We start from the raw sequence: 15,930 nt of genomic DNA, 5'->3' as shown, positions 1-15,930 counted from the left end.
GTGGGGGCCGGCACGTCGCCGCTCCTGTCGGCGATCGGCCTCGGGTGGCCTGGGTCGGGAGTGGGACCGGCGGGACACCGGCACTCGAAAAAGCTCTCGACCCCGCCTACGTTACCGGACCGTTGTGAATCCGCAGTGTGGCCGCGCACGAGAAAGGCCCCCGCCCCGGTGGGGGCGAGGGCCTTCAGGATGCCTCGTGGCTCAGATGACGCTGACGCGCTGGGCCTGCGGGCCCTTCTGGCCCTGGCCGATTTCGAACTCCACGCGCTGACCCTCGTCGAGCGACTTGAAGCCGCTGCCCTGGATCTCGGAGTAGTGGACGAACACGTCCGGACCCCCGCCGTCCTGCGCGATGAAGCCGAAGCCCTTTTCGCCGTTGAACCACTTGACACTGCCCTGAGCCATACCCATACCTACTCTTTTTTAGTGAGCCTGGACGTCCCGTTCGGACGCCCGGTCTCGGGACCATCCTCCCATTGCCGGTCCCGACTGGCCAGCCCCGGTGGTCAAATTCCCCAATCGGGGCGCAGCGGCATCCCCATCCCGCCCTCGCGGTCGGTCCGCACCCCGAGGATCTGGTGCAGTTCGATCTCGCGGCGTTCGAACGCCAGCCGGCAGGCCGCGAGGTAGAGCGCCCACACCCGGCTGCGCCCGGCACCGGCCTCGGAGACCGCCTCGTCCCAGTGCTCGTCGAGGTTCGCGCACCACCCGGCCAGCGTCAGCGCGTAGTGCTCGCGGAGGTTCTCCGAGTGACGAACCTCCAGGCCGGCGTCGTGCATGGCCGTGACGAGCTCACCGGGCGCCTCGAGCTCGCCGTCCGGGAAGACGTAGCGGTCGATGAACCCGCGCGACCGGTGGGCGACGCTGGTGTCGGGGTTGGTGATGCAGTGGTTGAGCAGGCGCCCGTGCGGCTTGAGCTTCTCCGCGAGGAACCGGAAGTAGCCGGGCACGTTGCGGGCGCCGATGTGCTCGGTCAGGCCGATCGACGAAATCGCGTCGAACCCCGTTTCGGTGACGTCCCGGTAGTCGAGATGGCGGATCTCGGCGCGGTCGGCCAAGCCGAGGGAGACGATGTTCTTCTGCGCCCACTGGGCCTGCTCGCGCGAGAGCGTGACGCCCAGCGCCTCGACGCCGTAGTGCCGGACGGCGTGCGCGACCATCCCGCCCCAGCCGCAGCCGACGTCGAGCAGCTTCATCCCCGGCTGGAGGCCGAGCTTGCGGCAGACCAGGTCGAACTTGTGCTCCTGCGCCTCCTCCAGCGAGGCGCCGGCCTGGGGGAACACCGCGCACGTGTAGGCCATCGACGGGCCGAGGACCAGCTCGTAGAACCGGTTGGACACGTCGTAGTGGCTGGCGATGGCCTCGCTGTCGCGGCCCTTCGAGTGCCGTAGCGCGGTCATCCCGCGCCGGATCCGGCTGGGGTGCTCCTCGGCCGGCGGCTTGACGACCCGCAGGTGGCGGGCACCGAGCTTGCGCAGCAGCCACAGCCGGTCGGCCGGGGTGAGCTGGTCGACCTGGGCCGACAGCGCGTGCAGCGCGGTGTAGAGGTCGCCGGTGACGTCGAGCGCGCCGGCGACGTACGCGCGGGCGAGACCGAGGTCGCCGGGGGACGACATCAGGTAGTCCAGGGCCAGCGGAGAGCGCACCTGGATCGAGACCGGCGCGTCGGCCGGGCCGCTGCTGCTGCCGTCGTAGGCGGTGATCGACACGGTCGCGCGGGGGCCGAGCAGGCGCTCGAAGACCTCGCCGACCGGGGTGCTTGCCTGGGTCACGTTCGTTCCTTTCACCGGCGGCGGACACATTTCTCGTAGAGGCCGAGCAGGCGCTCGCCCGGGTCGTAGGTCCGCTTGAGCTCCCGGTAGGCGTCGCCGTTGTAGAGCCGCCAGAACTCGTCTTCGGAGTAGAAGCTGTCCGAATAGAGCGACTTGTGCCCACCCAGCCGGGTGACCTCGGCTTCGATCATCCGGTTGTGCACGCCGTCGCGCTCACCCGGGTCGAGCGGCACGGCCGACCAGAACCCGAAGTTGACGTAGAGCGCTTCGGGGTCCAGCTCGTAGAGCGGCCACCGCACGCCACCGGGACGCTGCCGCAGCGGGCAGACCCAGACCGGGCTGATCGGGATCTCGCGTTCGAAGAACTCGAGGAACTCCGCGGCGCGGCTGACCGGTACCTCGATGTCCTGCACGATCGTCTCTTCCGGCGGCATCCGCCGGAGCTTGAGCAGCCGCTGCGCGATCTTGAACCGGCGGTCGAGCGCCACGGCCTTCCAGTAGACGGAGGACCGCAGGAACCGGCGGCCGAGCAGCAGCCGCGGGAGCCGGTGCTGGACGCCGAACGCGCGGGAGCACCAGAACCAGTCGGTGTCCCAGCGCCAGAGGTAGTCGCGGACGGTGAGGTGGTCGGTCTCCCGGGCCTGGATCGAGCGGTAGTAGATGTCGAGCCAGGTGTAGTCGCTGGTCGCGGGCGCCGTGTCGGTGAACGTGGCCAGGGTCAGGTACAGCTCGCCGGGACCGAACACCGTGCCGTCGACGAAGTCGTGCTCGCCGCTGTCGCAGGCCTCGGTGAGGGCGCGGAAGTAGGTGTCCCGGTCGTGGTAGCGGACGTGGCGCAGCTCGACGAACGGCTTGATCGGCTCGAGGACGATCTTCAGCCGCAGCGCGTAGCCGAGGGTGCCGTAGGAGTTGGGGAAGCCGCGGAAGAGGGCCGCGTGCTCGTTGTCCGGGGTGGCGACGACGATCCGGCCGTCCCCGGTGAGGATCTCCAGCTCGAGCACGGATTCGTGCGGCATGCCGTTGCGGAAGGACGAGGACTCGATGCCGAGGCCGGTGACCGCCCCGCCGAGCGTGATGGTCTTGAGCTGCGGGACGACCAGGGGCATCAGGCCGTGCGGCAGCGTGGCGTCGACGAGCTGCTCGTAGGTGACCATCCCCTCGACGTCGGCGGTGCGCGTTCCCGGGTCGACGCGCAGTACGTGGGTGAAGCCCGAAACGTCCAGTCCCGGGTGTTTCGCCGCGGCCCGGGAACGGAAGAGGTTGGATGTCCGCTTCGCGAGCCGGACGGTGGCTTCACCGCTGATCGCGGTGAGCTGCCGCCGCAGATCGTCGACGCGGGCTTCGTGCTCGGGGAACGCCGGGCCCGGACGGGCTTCCGGCACCCCGGCCTGATCGATGGTCACGTCTCGATCCTGCCTCACGGCAGGGGCGGGCGCACTGTGCCGTGGGGCATGAACATCGGATCTTCGCGATTGATCGGGGCGCGGGCGGGTATTCGAGGCTCGGACCGCGGGGATCCCGCGGCGACCTGGGGAAAGCGAGGCGGCGTTGAGCATTCTGATCGATTTCGAGCGCGACACGGAGTTCTCGTTCGAGCGGGGGCTGCGCGGGTACATCGCCGCGGTGGCCCGCGCGGTGGGGGTCGGGCTGGAGTCCTGCACCCTGGACGCGGGAACGCCCGCGGCGGCGTACATCGCGCTCGACTGGCGCCTGAACCGGTTCCCCGGGCACGACCTGGCGCTGGTCTGGGACGAGGTCCACGGCTGGGCGGCGGCGATCGAGGACCGCGACGGGCCGACGGTCCTGACCCACCTCGGCGGTGCCGTGCTCCCCGAACCCCGCGCGGTGGGCCGGTTCCTCTCGGCGGTCCGCGCCGGCGACCCGGACGCCGGGACGCTCGACGCGCCGGCGCTGCGCGAGCCGGGTGATCACGAGGAGCTGCTGCGCGCGCTGGTCCGGTGACGGCAGACTGGCCCCATGGACGGCGTGGGGGAGTTGACGGCGGAAGCCGTGGTGGACCGGCTGGTACCGCGCGAACCGCGGGTGTCCCCGGACGGCCGCTGGGTCGTGTACGTGACGGCGCCGCTGGGACGGGTGGGGAAGTACCCGGTCACGGGCTTGTGGCTGGCGCCGGCGGACGCGAGCGCGCCCGCCCGGGAGATCGCGGGTGGCGAGGCCGACTACCGGGCGCCGCGCTGGGCGGCGGACTCCGGCTCGGTGTTCTTCTTGTCGGACCGCGACGAGCGTGGGACCACGCAGCTGTACCGGATCGGCTTGGCCGGTGGCGCTCCCGAGCGGCTGACGGAGTGGGCCGGGGGAATCAGCGGCCACGTCCCGCTGCCGGGATCGGTGGTGCTGATCGCGCCGGACGCGGCGGACCACGCGGGCGATCCGCTGGTCCGGACCACCCCTCCGGCGGACGAGGTGCCGGCCCGCCGCCCTTCGGCGGAGGACCCCGACGGCGGCCTCGAACAGGCGGGCGCGTCATCAGCGGGACAGGCCCGCGTCTGGGACACGAAAGCCCGTCCCGACCGGCTCTGGCTGCTCGAACTGCTGACCTCGTCCATCCGTCCGCTCGGCGCGCTCGGCGACCGGCACGTCGACCAGGTGGCGGCGCGGCCGGACGGGGAAGTGCTCGCCGTCTTCACCTGGTCGTGCGCCGATCGTGAGCCCGGGGTCTTCGAACCCGGCCTCCACCTCGTCGATCTCGCCACCGGCGACACCCGCGACGAGGGCACCCCGGCGCTGGAAGCGTCCGACCCGGCCTGGTGGCACGACGGCGCCGGCTGGCACCTCGCCCACCTCGGCCTGACCCCGCCGGACCTGATCGGCGGCACCGCCGTCTTCGAGGGCGGCGAAAACCTCACCGAGGGCATGACCACCTGCCCCTTCGAACTCGTCCAGGTCGACGACGGCCCGCCGCTCGCGTTGTTCGCCGAGGGCCTGGACACGACCATCCGCCGCCTCGACCCCGGCTTCACCGAGGTCGCCCAGGTCCAGGGCACCTCGCTGACCGCGAGCCGTGACGGCCGGACGGTCGCGGTCGTGCGGAGCACCGGGACCGAGCCCGAACAGCTCTTCGCCGGCCCGCCGCACGACCTCGTCCGGATCGGCGCGCCCGCCCCGCCCCGGACCTGGGGAGCCCAGCACCGGCTGTCCTACCGAGCCGCCGACGGCCTGGACCTCGACGGGCTGCTGATCCTCCCGCCGGGAAAGTCCCGGACCGACGGCCCGTTCCCGCTCGTCACGCTCGTCCACGGCGGCCCCTACGACCGGTACGCCGACCGCTTCCACCTCGGGTGGTACCCCTCGGGCCAGTGGCTGGCCGCCGCCGGCTTCGCGGTCTTCCTCCCCAACGCACGCGGCGGCCGGGGCCACGGCCACGCCTTCGCGCACCGCGTCGCCGGGGACGTCGGCGGCGCCGAGTTCACCGACGTCCTCACCGGGATCGATCTCCTCGTGGAAGGCGGCGTCGCCGACGAAACCCGGCTCGGGATCGGCGGCTGGAGCCACGGCGGGTTCTTCGCCGCCTGGGCCGTCACCCGGACCGACCGCTTCGCCGCCGCCCTGGTCGGCGCCGGCGTCATCGACTGGCCACTGCTCGCCGCCACCGGCGAGCACTCCCGGTTCGAGGCCGCGCTGGGCGGCGTGGGCAACAGCCCGATCACCCACGCCGCGAAGATCCGCACGCCCGTCCTCATCCTGCACGGCGAAGGCGACACCAACGTCCCGCTCTCCCAGGCGGAACTCCTGCACCACGCGCTCCGAGGCAAGCACCACGAGTTCGTCGTCTACCCGCGGGAGAACCATTCGATCCGCGAACGCGACCACCAGATCGACGTCCTCAACCGCTCGCGCGCGTGGTTCTCACACCTGCTCGCCTAGCTTGAACTCCGCCTCCCCGGTGCTGAAGGAGAACCCGTCGGCGCCGATGGTGACGTCGGCTTCGCGCGGCTCGGCCCGGGCGACGACCGGCCGGACCACGCCGTCGAGGTCCAGCACCACGGACGCGTCGGTGTACCAGCTCGGCACCACCGGGTTGCCCCACCAGTCGCGGCGCTGGTTGTCGTGCACGTCCCAGGTGATCACCGGGTTGTCCGGGTCGCCGGTGTAGTAGTCGTGGGTGTAGATCTCGACGCGGTGCCCGTCGGGATCCCGGAGGTAGAGGTAGAACGCGTTCGAGACGCCGTGCCGGCCCGGGCCGCGCTCGATCATGCCCGGCCTGCGCAGCGCGCCCAGGTGGTCGCAGATGTGCAGGATCTGGTGCCGTTCGTGCGACGCGAACGCGATGTGGTGCAGCCGCGGGCCGTCGCCGCCGGTCAGGGCGACGTCGTGGACCGTCGGCTTGCGGAACATCCAGGCCGCGTACACCGTGCCTTCGTCGTCCTGGATGTCCTCGGACACGCGGAAACCCAGGCCCTCGTAGTACTTCCGGGCCGCCGGGACGTCCGGGGTGGCCAGGTTGAAGTGGTCCAGCCGCGACAGCGCGCCGGCGCCGTGGACGTCGTAGCGCTGCGTGAACCGCTCGACGTGTTCGGCCTCGTGGAAGAACTCCACCGGGAACCCGAGCGGGTCGACGACGCGCACCGCTTCGCCGATGCCGCGGGTCGCGCCCGCCGGACGGCGGTCCACCCGGACACCGAGTTCGCGGTAGTAGGTCTCGGCCAGGTCGAGATCGAGGGAGCTGCGGACGCGGTAGGCCAGGACGGCCAGCGCGGGCGTGGATCCCTTGCGCAGCACCAGGGAATGGTGCAGGTACTCCTCGAACGCCCGCAGGTACAACGCTTCGGCGTCCTCGTGCGTGACCACGAGCCCGAGCACGTCGACGTAGAACGCCCGCGACGCCGCCAGGTCGGTGACGACGAGTTCGGCGTACGCGCAGCGGAGGACGTCCGGCGGGGTGGTGGTCATGACTGTCCCTTCCGGACGCCGAACCGGGCGGTGTGCACCGGGCCGAGCGAGACGTGGATCGCCTGCTGGTGTGTGTAGAAGTCGAGCGAGCGGTAGCCGCCTTCGTGGCCGAGGCCGGACGCCTTGACCCCGCCGAACGGCGTCCGCAGGTCGCGGACGTTGTGCGAGTTCAGCCAGACCATCCCGGCCTCGACCGACTGCGCGAAAGTGTGCGCGCGCCGCAGGTCCGACGTCCAGAGGTAGGCGGCCAGCCCGTACTTGACGTCGTTGGCCAGCGCCAGCGCTTCGGTCTCGGTGTCGAACGGCGTCAGCGCGACGACCGGCCCGAAGATCTCCTCCTGGAAGATCCGGGCGTCCGGCGCGACGTCGGCGAACACCGTCGGCGCCACGTAGTTGCCACTGTCCACCCCGGACGGACGCCCGCCGCCGGCGAGCAGCCGGCCCTCGGACTTGCCCAGCTCGACGTACCGCATCACCTTCTCGTAGTGCTCCGGGTGGACCAGCGCGCCGACCTCGGTGGCCGGGTCGTGCGGATCCCCGACGACGATGTCCCGCGCCCGCGCCGCGTACCGCGCGCAGAACTCGTCGTAGATCGGCCGCTCGACGAGGATGCGGCTGCCCGCGGTGCAGCGCTCGCCGTTGAGGGAGAAGACGCCGAACAGCGTCGAGTCGAGGGCGGCGTCGAGGTCCGCGTCGGCGAAGACGATCGCCGGGGACTTGCCGCCCAGCTCCATCGACATGCCCTTGAGCCCGGCCGCGCAGTTGCGGTAGATCGTCTGCCCGGTCGTGGTCTCGCCGGTGAACGAGATCAGCGGGACGTCCGGGTGCTTGACCAGCGCGTCGCCCGCTTCCTCGCCGAAGCCGTTGACCAGGTTGAACACGCCGTCGGGCAGTCCCGCGCCGGCGAAGATCCCGGCCCACAGGCTCGCCGACAGCGGCGTGAACTCGGCCGGCTTCAGCACCACCGTGCAGCCCGAAGCCAGCGCCGGCGCGAGCTTCCAGCTCTCCAGCATGAACGGCGTGTTCCACGGCGTGATCAGCCCGGCGACACCGACCGGCTTGCGGTGCACGTAGTTCACCTGCCGCCCGGGCACCTGGTAGGTGTCGTCGGCCTGCGCGACGACGAGGTCGGCGAAGAACCGGAAGTTCTCGGCCGCGCGCTGGGCCTGGCCGAGCGCCTGGGTGATCGGCAGGCCGGTGTCGAACGTCTCCAGCTCGGCCAGCCGGGCGTCCTGCGCCTCGACGGCGTCGGCGATCTTGTTCAGCACCCGCGCGCGGGCGCGCGGCAGCATGCGCGGCCACGGTCCGTCGGCGAAGGCCCGGCGCGCCGCGGCGACCGCCCGGTCGACGTCCTCGGCCCGGCCCGCCGCCGCGGTCGCGTACGGCGTGTTCGACACGGGGTCGAGCACGTCGAACGTCTTGCCCGAGACGCTGTCGACGAGCTCCCCGCCGATGTAGTGCTTCAGCTCGCCCGGCAGTCCTTCCGGGACGTGGTGAGTCATGCTTTCCCCTTCACGGTGAAACCTTCGACCGGCGAGAGGTACTTCTCGCCTTCCCCCATGAGGTCCTTGATCCGGGCGAGACCGGCTTCGCTCGGCGTGATCAGCGGCGGCCGTACGTGCCCGGACGCGATCAGCCCGCGCTGTTCGAGGACCCACTTGCCCGGCGCCGGGTTGGTCTCGACGAACAGCAGGTCCACCAGCGGGTGCAGGCCGTAGTGGATTTCCCGGGCGCGCTCGTGGTCGCCGGACTGCCAGGCGGTGTACATCTCCGCGCAGGCCGCCGGGGCGATGTTGGCCGTCGCGCTGACGAACCCCGCGCCGCCGAGGGCCAGCAGCGGCAGGCAGAGCAGCTCGATCCCGGACCACACCAGCAGCTCCCGTCCGCACAGGTGCAGCACCCGGGAGAAGTGCTCGAAGTCCTTCGTCGTCTCCTTGATGCCGACGAAGTTGTCGCACGAGCGGAACAGGCGCGCGACCGTCTGCGGCGCGAGGTCGACCGCCGTCCGGCTCGGCACGTTGTAGGCGACGATCGGCAGGTCGGGGAACTCGCGGCAGGCCGTGCGGTACCAGACGAACAGCGCGTCCTGCGTCGGGCGCGCGTAGTACGGCGTGATGACTAGGGCCGCGTCGATCCCGGCGTCGCGCGCGGCGGCGGTGAGTTCGAGGGTCTCGTCGAGCTTCGCCGATCCGGTGCCCGGGACGAACGGGACGCGGTCGCCGACCTCCGCGGCCACCGTGCGGATCGCTTCGGCGCGCTCGGCGATCGTCTGCGACCCCGGTTCGCCGGTGGAGCCGCCGATCGAGATGCCGTGGGTGCCCGAGGCGAGCTGCCAGCGCACCAGGTTCTTCAGGCCGTCGTGGTCCACGGCGCCCTCGGCGGTGAACGGCGTCATGAGCGGCGCGATCGACCCGCGGATGGCCTGGGGATCGGAGCGGAAGCGCATGGGTTCCCTTTCTGCGTCAGGGATGGCGGTGGGCGAGGAACGCGTCGAGCGTCGCCAGCCGGTGGGCACGGACGGCTCGTTCGACGTCGGAAGCGGGGGCGCCCGCGTCGAGCAGGCCGAGGATCTGCTCGTGCTCGGCCACGGACTGTCGCGCCCGGCCGGGCACGAAGCTGAACGTCGAGGTGCGCAGCCCGCCGAGCCGGTCCCAGCCGCGCCGGACCAGGTCGAGGACCTGCGGGTTCGGGCAGGCGTCGAACAGCACGGCGTGGAAATCCCGGTTGAGCGCGGTGAACCGGGCCGGCTCGAAGTGGCCGAGGCAGCCGGCCAGGTCGGCGTTGAGGGCGCGCGCCCGGTCGAGCGACCCGGGCGCCAGGTGGGGCGCGGCCAGCGCGGCGGCGTAGCCCTCGACCAGCGCGAGGGTCTGCATCGTGTGCTGGTACTCGCTTTCGTCGACCATGGCGACCTGCGCGCCGACGTGGCGTTCGAACGTCACCAGGCCTTCGGCTTCCAGCAGCCGGATCGCTTCGCGGACGGGGACCACGCTGACGCCCTGTTCCTGGGCGAGCTGGCCGAGGACGAGGCGGTAGCCGGGGGAGAAGGTGCCGTCGGCGATCCGGGCCTTGATCCACTCGTACGCGATCCGCGACTTGCTCATCGCGGTGCCGTTCACCGTTTCGCGAGCCATGCGGCGTACCTCCCGCGCCAGTGCTCGTCCATCGGGTAGAGGCCTTCGACGCGCTCGCCCGCGGCGACCTGCTCGGCGATGAACGTCTCCTGCAGCTCCTGCTCGATCGCCGCGTCGACCACCTCCTCGACGAGGTCCGGCGGGATGACCAGGACGCCGTCGCCGTCGCCCACGATGACATCGCCGGGGCACACGGCCGCGCCGCCGCAGGCGATCGCGACGTCGACGTCCCACGGCACGTGCCGGCGGCCGAGCACCGCCGGGTGCGGCCCGGCGTGGTAGGTGGGAACGTCCAAAGCGGACACCGCGGCGAGGTCGCGGACCCCGCCGTCGGTGACGATCCCGGCGGCGCCGCGGACCTGCGCCCGCAGCGCGAGGATGTCGCCGACCGTGCCCGTGCCGCGTTCCCCGCGGGCCTCCATCACCAGGACGTCACCGGGGCCGAGGGCGTCGATCGCCCGCTTCTGGGCGTTGTAGCCGCCGCCGCGCTTCTTGAACAGGTCTTCGCGGTAGGGCAGGTAGCGCAGCGTCCGGGCGCGGCCGGTCAGCCGGGCGCCGGGCCGCGTCGACGTCAGCCCTTCGATGAAGACGTCGTCGAGCCCGCGCTTGCGGAGCTGGACCGACAACGTCGCGGTGCCGACGGACTCGATGCGTTCCTTCAGCCCGGCGGTCAGCTGGAAGTCCCCGGTGGACGTTCCGTACGCGTCCGCGCGCTGCTGGTCGTCGGCGCGGGGGAGGGCACCGTACGGTCCGAACGGGACGGTCCCTTCGGTGATCGGCGTGACCAGCCGGCCGGTGGTGTGCCCGGCGGTGTCGACCTCGACCTCGACGACGTCGCCGGGGATGGCGACCGACGCGCCCGCGGGCGTGCCGGTGAGGACGACGTCGCCGGGGTCGAGGGTGATCAGCTGGGAGAGGTCGGCGACCAGCCGGCCGAAGCCGAACAGCAGGTCGCCGGTGGTGTCCTCCTGGACCAGCTCGCCGTTGAGCCAGGTGCGCAGCCGCAGTGCGGCCGGGTCGACGTCCGCGGCGGGCAGCACCGCGGGGCCGAGCGGGGTGAAGCCATCGCCGCCCTTCGACCGCAGGTTGCTGCCCTTGTCGGCGTAGCGGAGGTCGTAGACGCCGAAGTCGTTGGCCGCGGTGACGCCACTGACATAGGACCAGCCGTCTTCGGGGCTGACGCGGCGGGCGGTGCGGCCGATGACCAGCGCGATCTCGCCTTCGAAGCCCAGCAGCTCGGTGCCGGCCGGGCGTTCGAGCGCGGCACCGCTCGCCGCCACCGACGTCGGCGGCTTGAGGAAGTACGACGGCTGCTGCGGAACCCGGCCGCGCTGGACGGCGCGCGACCGGTGGTTGAGGTGCAGCGCGATGATCTTGCCGGGCCGGGCGATGCTGGTCATCCGGGGTTCCTGCCTGCCGGTACGAAAAGATATTCCAAATAATATACGATCTGTGGCGTGCGGGAACCCCCGATCGGGTTCCCGTTCCGCTCAGCCGTAGTGGAGCCACACCGCCTTCGTCTCCGTGTAGGCGTCCAGGGCCCACGGGCCCATTTCGCGGCCCCAGCCGGACGCCTTGTAGCCGCCCCACGGCGCGGCCATGTCCGGGACCGGCGGCATGTTGACGAACACCGCGCCCGCCCGGATGCCGTCGGCGAAGCGCTGGGCGGTACGGAGGTCGCGGGTCCACACCGTCGCGGCGAGGCCGTACTCGGTGTCGTTGGCGCGGCCGAGGAGCTCGTCGGCGTCGTCGTAGGCGGTCACGGCGAGGACCGGGCCGAAGATCTCCTCGCGCATGATCGCCATGTCGTCGCGGACGCCGGCGAACAGCGTCGGGGCGTAGAAGTAGCCGTCGCGCTCGACCGGGTTCCCGCCGGTGACCAGGTCGGCGCCCTGCTCGCGGCCGGTGCCGACCAGGAAGTCGACGTGCTCGAGGTGTTTCGCCGACACCAGCGGGCCGAGCTGGGTGGTCTCGTCCGCGCCCGGCCCGATCCGCAGGCCGTCGAGGCCGCGGGCCAGCTTCTCGACGAACTCCTGCTCGCGCTTGCGGTCGACGTAGAAGCGGGTGTACGCGGCGCAGACCTGGCCGGTGTTGAGCGTCGCCCCGGCGAGGTTGCCCGCCACGGCGGCGTCGAGGTCGGCGTCGGCGGCGATGATGCTCGGGGCCTTCCCGCCGAGCTCCAGGGTGAGCCGCTTGAGGTTGGTTGCCGCGCTGGCCGCGGTGATCAGCTTCCCGACGGCCGTGGAGCCGGTGTAGGAGACGTGGTCGACGTCCGCGTGCCCGGTCAGCAGGGCGCCGACCGCGCCGTCACCGGTGACGAGGTTGACCACGCCCGCCGGGAAACCGGCTTCGTGGGCCAGCTCGACCAGGCGGATGCTGGTCAGCGGCGTCACCTCGCTGGGCTTGATCACCACGGTGTTGCCGGTCGCCAGCGCCGGCGCGAGCTTCCACGCGAGGATCATCAGCGGGAAGTTCCACGGCGTGATCAGCGCGTTCACCCCGACCGGCTCGCGGCGGGTGTAGTGCAGGGTGTCCGGGAAGGAGACCGGGTTCGTCGTGCCCTGCAGCTTCGTCACCCAGCCCGCGAAGTAGCGGAAGTGCTCGGCCGCGCCGGTGACGCTCACCTGCCGGGAGACGCCGATCGGCTGGCCCTGGTCGAGCGTTTCCAGCCGGGCCAGCTCTTCGTGGTGCCGCTCGACGAGATCGGCGAGGCGGAACAGCGGCGCGGCCCGCTGTACCGGGAGCAGCCCGGCCCACTCCGCTGCGGTCAACGCGCGCCGGGCAGCCGCGACGGCGGCGTCGACGTCGGCCTTCGACGCCGTGCCGACCTCTTCGAGCACGCGGCCGGTGGCCGGGTCGAGCGTCGGGATCGTCCCGCCGCCGGCCTCGGTCCACCGTCCGTCGATGCACAGGCGTGTCGCCATCCCGGATTCCTCCTCGGCCTCGGATGAGCCGAGTATCGGGCGCCGGGGCGCGGCGGGTCTTGTCCGCTCACGCATGCCCGTTGACCGACGGCGAAGGGATGCGTTCCGTCCGATGGCACGCGCGGCAGGCTGAAACGCATGGACGTGATCGTGGTGGGCGCCGGCTCGGCCGGCTCGGTGGTGGCGCGGCGGCTGGTGGACGCGGGCGCGGCGGTGACGCTCCTGGAGGCGGGCGGCCCGGACGTCAACCCCGCCATCCACGACCCGGCGCGGGCGGGGGAGCTGTGGCACGGGCCGGAGGACTGGGACCACCACACGGTTCCGCAACCCCACGCGGCGGGCCGGCGGCTGCACCTGCCGCGGGGCAAGGTGCTCGGCGGGTCGCACGCGCTCAACGCGATGATCTGGGTCCGCGGCGCGCCCGCCGACTACGACGGCTGGGGCCTGCCCGGCTGGACTTGGTCCGACGTCGCGCCGGTGTTCGAGCGGATCGAGAAGGACCTCCTCGAGGTCGTCCCGAACGTCCCGGTGCACCCGATCCAGCAGTCCGTCATGGACGCTTGTCTTTCCGTTGGCCTGCCTCCGAACGCCTCGGAGGGGGTGTCCGTGCAGCAGATCACCCTCCGGGACGGCCGGCGCTTCGACACTTGGCACGCTTACGGTTCGCCGGTGGCTTCGCGGATGACTGTCCACACGGGAGCTTCGGTGCACCGGCTCCGGTTCTCCGGCTCGCGCGTCACCGGGGTGGTCGCTTCTCTCGGAGGTTCAGTGCGCGAGCTGCCGGCCGATCTGGTGGTCCTCGCGGCGGGCGCGCTGGGATCGCCGGAGATCCTGCTCCGCAGCGGCGTCGGCCCGGCGGACGAGCTGACCGCGCTCGGCACCGACGTTGTCGCGGACCTGCCCGGGGTGGGGCGCAACCTGCACGATCACCTGCTGGCGCCGGTGATCTTCGCGACGGACCGGGAGGTCTCGCCGTGGCCGGGCCGGCCGGTGACGCAGGTGCACTGGTTCTGGCGCAGCCGCCCGGGTCTCGAGGTGCCGGACACGCAGCCGATCTGTTTCAGCGTCCCGATGTACGAGCCGTGGATGTCCGGGCCGCCGACGGGATTTTCGCTGATGGCGGGCATGGTGACGCCGAAGAGCCGGGGGAGCTTGCGGCTGGGCCCGGACGGCGCGGTACGGATCGACCTGGCGGCGCTCGCGGAGCGGTCCGACTTCGAGAGCCTGGTGGCGTCGGTGGAGCAGTGCATGACGGTCGGCCGCGCGCCGGCGTTGGCGACGGAATGGGGCGCCCGGCAGTTGTACCCGGCCCCGGAGGATGAAGTCCGGGAGTACGTGCGGCGGACGGCGATCACCTACCACCACCAGGTCGGCACGTGCCGGATGGGCACGGACGTCTCGTCGGTGGTGAGCCCGGAGCTGACGGTGCACGGACTCGAGGGGCTGGTCGTGGCGGACGCGTCGGTACTGCCGCGCGTGACGACGGGCAACACGAACGCACCGACGGTGTTGGTGGGAGAGCGGGCGGCGACGTTCGTCCTTGGGCGCTGACCCCGCGCGGAGCGAGGAGGACCGCTCCGCGCGGGGTCAGCGCCGGAACACGCGCCGTCCCGCGAACCACGTCTCGGTCACCCGCGTCTCGGCCACCTCGGCCGTCGTGAACGGATCCCGGTCCAGCACCACGAAGTCCGCGGACCGGCCCGGCGTCAGCGAACCCGTGACGTCGTCGAGGCCGGCGGCCCGCGCCCCGCCGAGGGTGAACACCTCGATCGCCTCGGCCAGGGTGATCGCCTGCTCCGGCCACAGCGCGCCCGGCCGCCTGCCGTGCGGATCCTCCCGCGTCACGAGCCCCGCGATGCCCTCCCACGCGTTCGGCGACTCGCTGACCGGCCAGTCCGACCCGCCGGCGACGAGGGCGCCGGTGTCCAGGAGCGTGCGGTTCGGCTGCATGCGGGCCGCGCGGGAGGCGGGCAGCACCTCCGCGATCGCGTCCGGGATCACGCCGGGCACCCAGAGGAACGGCGAGATGTCGGCCGCCACGCCCAGCGCCGCGAACCGCGGGAGGTCGTCCGGGTGCACGAACTGGCCGTGCGCCACCTGGAACCGCGTCTCGGCGAACCCCTCGGCGCGCAGCCGCGAAACCGCGTCCAGGAACTGCCGCACCGACGCGTCCCCGGTGCAGTGCACCTTCGCCGAGAATCCGGCCGAAGCCGCCGTGCGCAGCCAGTCCGTCAGCTCCTCGGGCGGCATCGTCGTCGAGCCGTGGAAGCAGCCGCCGTGGGTGTCGTCGGGCAGGTACGGCTCGAGGAACGCGGCCGTGCGCGTCGGCGGGACGCCGTCGAGGAAGATCTTCACGAAGTCCGGGCGGTGGTGTTCCGTGCGGTAGCGATCGGCGACCGCCAGCAGCGGCGCGCCGATCGGGTCGAAGCCGAAGATCGGGTCGTTGACCAGCAGCGACGACACCACCCACGCGTCCAGCTCGCCCGCGAGGTCCAGCGAGCGGAGCGCGCCGAGGATGTCGGTCGAGACCCCGGCGTCCTGGAACGCCGTGACGCCGAAGCTGTGCAGGATCTCGATCGCCCGCCGGGACGCGCGGCGATGCCGGTCGGGTGTCAGTTCGCCGGTCACCCGCTCGACCAGCACGCCGGCGGCCTCCAGGAGGAGCCCGCTGGGCGAACCGCCGTCGCGGACGATCACGCCGCCGGCCGGGTCCGGCGTGGCCGCGGTGATGCCGGCCAGTTCCAGGGCGCGGCTGCTCACCCAGCGGTTGTGCCGGCTGTCGTCGGTGAGCGACACCGGGCGCCCGCCCGCGGCCTCGTCCAGCGCGTGCCGGGCGGACGTGGACGACAGGGTCTCGACCAGGGTGGACGCCCACGCCCCGCCGGTCAGCCACTCGTCCGGGCCGAGCCCGGCGGTCCGCGCGCGGACCGCGTCGAGGATGTCGCCGAGGCCCGCGTCCGAGCCGAAAGTCAGCTCGAACAGGTCGGCGCGGCCGGCCATCGCGTGGTGGTTGTGGACGTCGACCAGGCCCGGCATGACGAACGCGCCGGCGAGGTCGAGGACCTCGGTGTCCGGCCCGACTTCTTCGTGCGCGACGATCTTCCCGTCGGTGACGGCCAGCGAAGACGCCCACGGCCGGGCGGCGTCCACGGTGTACACCACGGCGTTGGTGAGGACGAGGTCGGCGGCCAC

Annotated in this window: 13 protein-coding genes; 3 read left to right on the top strand and 10 right to left on the bottom strand. The window is 72.2% G+C overall.

Annotation, left to right across the window (positions count from 1 at the left end):
• Nucleotides 1-201: 201 nt before the first annotated feature.
• The 3 genes from ABZ342_RS18050 to ABZ342_RS18040 all read right to left on the bottom strand — a co-directional run bounded on the left by ABZ342_RS18050 (nucleotide 202) and on the right by ABZ342_RS18040 (nucleotide 3,175).
• A complete protein-coding gene (locus ABZ342_RS18050; protein ID WP_004558414.1) occupies nucleotides 202-405 on the bottom strand; it encodes a cold-shock protein in 204 nt (67 codons plus the stop codon).
• Nucleotides 406-506: 101 nt separating this feature from the next.
• Entirely contained in the window at nucleotides 507-1,802 is a 1,296-nt protein-coding gene (locus ABZ342_RS18045; RefSeq protein ID WP_196425374.1) for a cyclopropane-fatty-acyl-phospholipid synthase family protein, read from the bottom strand.
• Complete coding sequence (locus ABZ342_RS18040) at nucleotides 1,784-3,175, bottom strand: FAD-binding oxidoreductase (protein ID WP_360474112.1); 1,392 nt, start codon at nucleotides 3,173-3,175, stop codon at nucleotides 1,784-1,786. Before ABZ342_RS18040 ends, ABZ342_RS18045 begins: the two co-directional genes overlap by 19 nt.
• A 145-nt stretch (nucleotides 3,176-3,320) precedes the next feature.
• On the opposite strand from ABZ342_RS18040, the gene ABZ342_RS18035 reads away from it, so the two are divergent.
• Both ABZ342_RS18035 and ABZ342_RS18030 read left to right on the top strand, forming a co-directional pair.
• The gene (locus ABZ342_RS18035) at nucleotides 3,321-3,734 is read left to right on the top strand and encodes a DUF6292 family protein (RefSeq protein WP_360474110.1); all 414 of its coding nucleotides are present in this window, start codon (nucleotides 3,321-3,323) and stop codon (nucleotides 3,732-3,734) included.
• Between the two features lie 15 nt (nucleotides 3,735-3,749).
• Nucleotides 3,750-5,657 carry a prolyl oligopeptidase family serine peptidase gene (locus ABZ342_RS18030; protein ID WP_360474108.1) on the top strand — a complete coding sequence of 636 codons (1,908 nt, stop codon included), beginning with the start codon at nucleotides 3,750-3,752 and terminating at the stop codon, nucleotides 5,655-5,657.
• Here ABZ342_RS18030 and hpaD read toward each other — a convergent pair.
• The 6 genes from hpaD to ABZ342_RS18000 all read right to left on the bottom strand — a co-directional run bounded on the left by hpaD (nucleotide 5,640) and on the right by ABZ342_RS18000 (nucleotide 12,738).
• Complete coding sequence (gene hpaD / locus ABZ342_RS18025; protein WP_360474106.1) at nucleotides 5,640-6,683, bottom strand: 3,4-dihydroxyphenylacetate 2,3-dioxygenase; 1,044 nt, start codon at nucleotides 6,681-6,683, stop codon at nucleotides 5,640-5,642. The genes ABZ342_RS18030 and hpaD overlap by 18 nt on opposite strands.
• Nucleotides 6,680-8,185, bottom strand: a complete 1,506-nt coding sequence (hpaE, locus tag ABZ342_RS18020) for a 5-carboxymethyl-2-hydroxymuconate semialdehyde dehydrogenase (protein WP_360474104.1) — start codon at nucleotides 8,183-8,185, stop codon at nucleotides 6,680-6,682. The genes hpaD and hpaE overlap by 4 nt, the downstream gene beginning before the upstream one ends.
• Complete coding sequence (gene dapA, locus ABZ342_RS18015) at nucleotides 8,182-9,129, bottom strand: 4-hydroxy-tetrahydrodipicolinate synthase (protein WP_360474102.1); 948 nt, start codon at nucleotides 9,127-9,129, stop codon at nucleotides 8,182-8,184. Before dapA ends, hpaE begins: the two co-directional genes overlap by 4 nt.
• A gap of 16 nt (nucleotides 9,130-9,145) precedes the next feature.
• A complete protein-coding gene (locus tag ABZ342_RS18010; protein WP_360474100.1) occupies nucleotides 9,146-9,814 on the bottom strand; it encodes a GntR family transcriptional regulator in 669 nt (222 codons plus the stop codon).
• Nucleotides 9,796-11,214: a fumarylacetoacetate hydrolase family protein gene (locus ABZ342_RS18005; RefSeq protein WP_360474098.1), complete on the bottom strand. Its 1,419-nt coding sequence runs from the start codon at nucleotides 11,212-11,214 to the stop codon at nucleotides 9,796-9,798. Before ABZ342_RS18005 ends, ABZ342_RS18010 begins: the two co-directional genes overlap by 19 nt.
• A gap of 90 nt (nucleotides 11,215-11,304) precedes the next feature.
• Entirely contained in the window at nucleotides 11,305-12,738 is a 1,434-nt protein-coding gene (locus ABZ342_RS18000; RefSeq protein WP_360474096.1) for an aldehyde dehydrogenase family protein, read from the bottom strand.
• Nucleotides 12,739-12,876: 138 nt separating this feature from the next.
• Between ABZ342_RS18000 and ABZ342_RS17995 the strand changes: the two genes are divergently transcribed.
• On the top strand, nucleotides 12,877-14,289 hold the full coding sequence (locus ABZ342_RS17995; RefSeq protein WP_360474094.1) for a GMC family oxidoreductase: 1,413 nt from the start codon (nucleotides 12,877-12,879) through the stop codon (nucleotides 14,287-14,289).
• Between the two features lie 36 nt (nucleotides 14,290-14,325).
• Here the strand turns inward: ABZ342_RS17995 and ABZ342_RS17990 are convergent, their stop codons facing one another.
• Nucleotides 14,326-15,930, bottom strand: coding sequence for an amidohydrolase (locus ABZ342_RS17990; protein WP_360474092.1), 1,605 nt, complete (start codon nucleotides 15,928-15,930; stop codon nucleotides 14,326-14,328).

The organism is Amycolatopsis sp. NPDC005961, from assembly GCF_040629235.1.
GTDB classification, from domain to species: Bacteria; Actinomycetota; Actinomycetes; order Mycobacteriales; family Pseudonocardiaceae; genus Amycolatopsis; species Amycolatopsis camponoti.
Note: the sequence above shows the minus strand (reverse complement) of the source record. Positions and strands in the feature narration are given on the sequence as shown.